This is a genomic window from Pseudomonadota bacterium, from assembly GCA_010028905.1.
Classification (GTDB): domain Bacteria; phylum Vulcanimicrobiota; class Xenobia; order RGZZ01; family RGZZ01; genus RGZZ01.
Genome location: RGZZ01000678.1, coordinates 1 through 2092, shown reverse-complemented (window position 1 = coordinate 2092; position 2092 = coordinate 1). Strand labels below are relative to the sequence as shown.

2 protein-coding genes are annotated in these 2092 nt (G+C 67.3%); one reads left to right on the top strand and one right to left on the bottom strand.

Annotated features, from left to right (window positions below):
• Positions 1 to 212 precede the first annotated feature (212 nt).
• A complete protein-coding gene (locus EB084_24260) occupies positions 213 to 953 on the bottom strand; it encodes a hypothetical protein (protein NDD31377.1) in 741 nt (246 codons plus the stop codon).
• A 96-nt stretch (positions 954 to 1049) separates the two neighbouring features.
• On the opposite strand from EB084_24260, the gene EB084_24255 reads away from it, so the two are divergent.
• Positions 1050 to 2092 (top strand): hypothetical protein (locus EB084_24255; GenBank protein ID NDD31376.1); only part of this gene is annotated, 1043 nt, incomplete at its 3' end.

The following is a 2092-nucleotide window of genomic DNA, read 5'->3' as shown; positions in this document are numbered from 1 at the left end:
TCTGTGGCCTTGGTGATGCGAATCATTGGGGGGGATGCGTTTCTCCGGCGGTGCGGACACCTCGACAACCACGGTCGAGCCCGTCACACGACGCCAGATCGGCAATTCGTACCAGAATCGTCCCTTTAGGACCGCCTAAATCGTACTGATTTACTCCGATTGTGTCAAGGGCTCGCCGGGAAGGAGGCGCCAGCCCTTCAGCGGTGCGCGGCTCAGGCTCGGGGTTCGTCAGGCTCGACGCTCGTGTACTCACCCAGCACACGAAGCAGCGCGCTGGCATCGCCCGACGGAGGCGTGTCGGCGGTCTTGCGCCAGCGCGGACCTTTCGACGGGTCTCCAAGGTCATCGGATGCCGCGGCCTGGGCGCCACTCGTCGCGCGACCTCCCCCTGTGGGAGCGGTGCCCGCCGAACTGGTCTCGTGCACACGCGACGCGGGCGAGACGGGCTCTTCACCGCGCGACCCATCGACGCGACGAACGTCGGTGTCAACCGCGGAGAAACCGCTGGCGCCCTCGCCTGCCCCCCCCCTGTCGACATACGACAAGACAGATGTGGGTGCGTCGTCGGCGACCGCGGCGTCAGCACCCGCCATGGCGCTCGACCCGCGCGGGGCCTGCCCCACAGCCTGGCGCACCGCTTCCGCCTCGGCTTCACGCTCCTGCGCGATGTGCACCTTCATCTCACGAATGACCTTCGTGCGCGCGCGGGTCCCGGGCATCACCCAGCTCACCAGGGTGCCCGCCAGCGAACCCACCGTGGCGGCGGCAAAGATCTTGATGACCCAGAGCACGAGATTGCTCTTGTCGTAGGTCGTCACCATGCACACGCCACCCGCAATCCAGCCTCCAAAGAGGCCGAGGAGCATGTACTCGCGCCCACGGGGCGTCACGCGCGTACCAGGGGGCACGTCACGGGCGCGCAGGTCAGAGCTGACCCGGATCTTGCGGTCCATTCAAGAGTTCTTCGACACCGCCGCGCGCTTCCCTCGGACGGTCGGAGGATCAATCGCACAACAGGAGGAACGTCACGGAATCGGAGCGGCGACGTCATGAGTAGCATCGAAGGCAGGCTCACCAGCGACGAAGGCTGGGGCGTTCCCCGAAAGGCACGCCTCGAGGCCTCCCCGCAAGGCATACGCATCACGGCTGAAGACGGTCTGACGCAGCAGTTCGCCTGGTCGGCCGTCCAGATCCGCCTGAGCCTCGTCGACGAAGGGCAGGCCATCATCGAGGGTCTCACCGCGCAGGGGCACCGCTATACCCTCGAGGCCGAGGCAGACCCGTTGCTGGCCGTCGTTGGCGAACACGCACCCGCCTCGGTGATCGCCCAGGTCTCGAACGCCTCGAGGGGAGAGACCCGCAGGCGGCTGTCGTTGCGGCGAGCGCTCGCCTATGCGGCCGTCATCGTGGCCACGTTCACCGGGCTCTTCGCCTGGAGCCTCTCCGCCCTGCCGAGAGCCGTGGCGCAGCGCGTCCCCCTGAGCCTCGAGGAAGAGCTGGGGAAATCAACCTTTGAGCGCATCACGAAAAAGGGCCATGTTCTCGAGAGCGGCCCCGCCTACGACGCGGTCCAGACGATATGGAAGCGTCTCGAGCCCGCACTCCCCCCGAGTCCGTACACCTATCGCATCGCGGTGGTCAACGCCCCCGTGGTGAACGCCTTCGCCATGCCGGGCGGCTACATCGTGGTGTACACAGGGCTGATGGAGGAGATCGACAGCCCCGAGGCCCTGGCCGGCATCCTCGGGCACGAGACGTCGCACGTGATTCGCAAGCACGTCGTCGAGTCGCTGGTGCGCAACGTGCAGTGGCAGGTCGGCGTGAGCCTGCTCTGGTCGCTGCTCGGCGGTTCGAACGACAAGACCCTGGTCAGCCTGCGCGAGCAGGCAGCCGAGCTGCAGTCCCTGGCGCACAGCCGCGATCACGAGAGCGAGGCCGATCGTGACGGCCTCGAGACGCTGCAGCGCGCGGGCATCGACCCCAAGCCGTTCTCCGACTTCTTCCTGGTTCTCGCGAAGCGCGAGAACCAGCGGGGGCGCCCCATCGCCATCCTCTCGACGCATCCGCCCAGCGAAGACCGTGCGGCCCGCCT

Excerpts from the sequence above, each read along its gene's own strand:
- EB084_24260 (NDD31377.1), bottom strand. The coding sequence starts at position 953 with ATGGACCGCAAGATCCGGGTCAGCTCTGACCTGCGCGCCCGTGACGTG.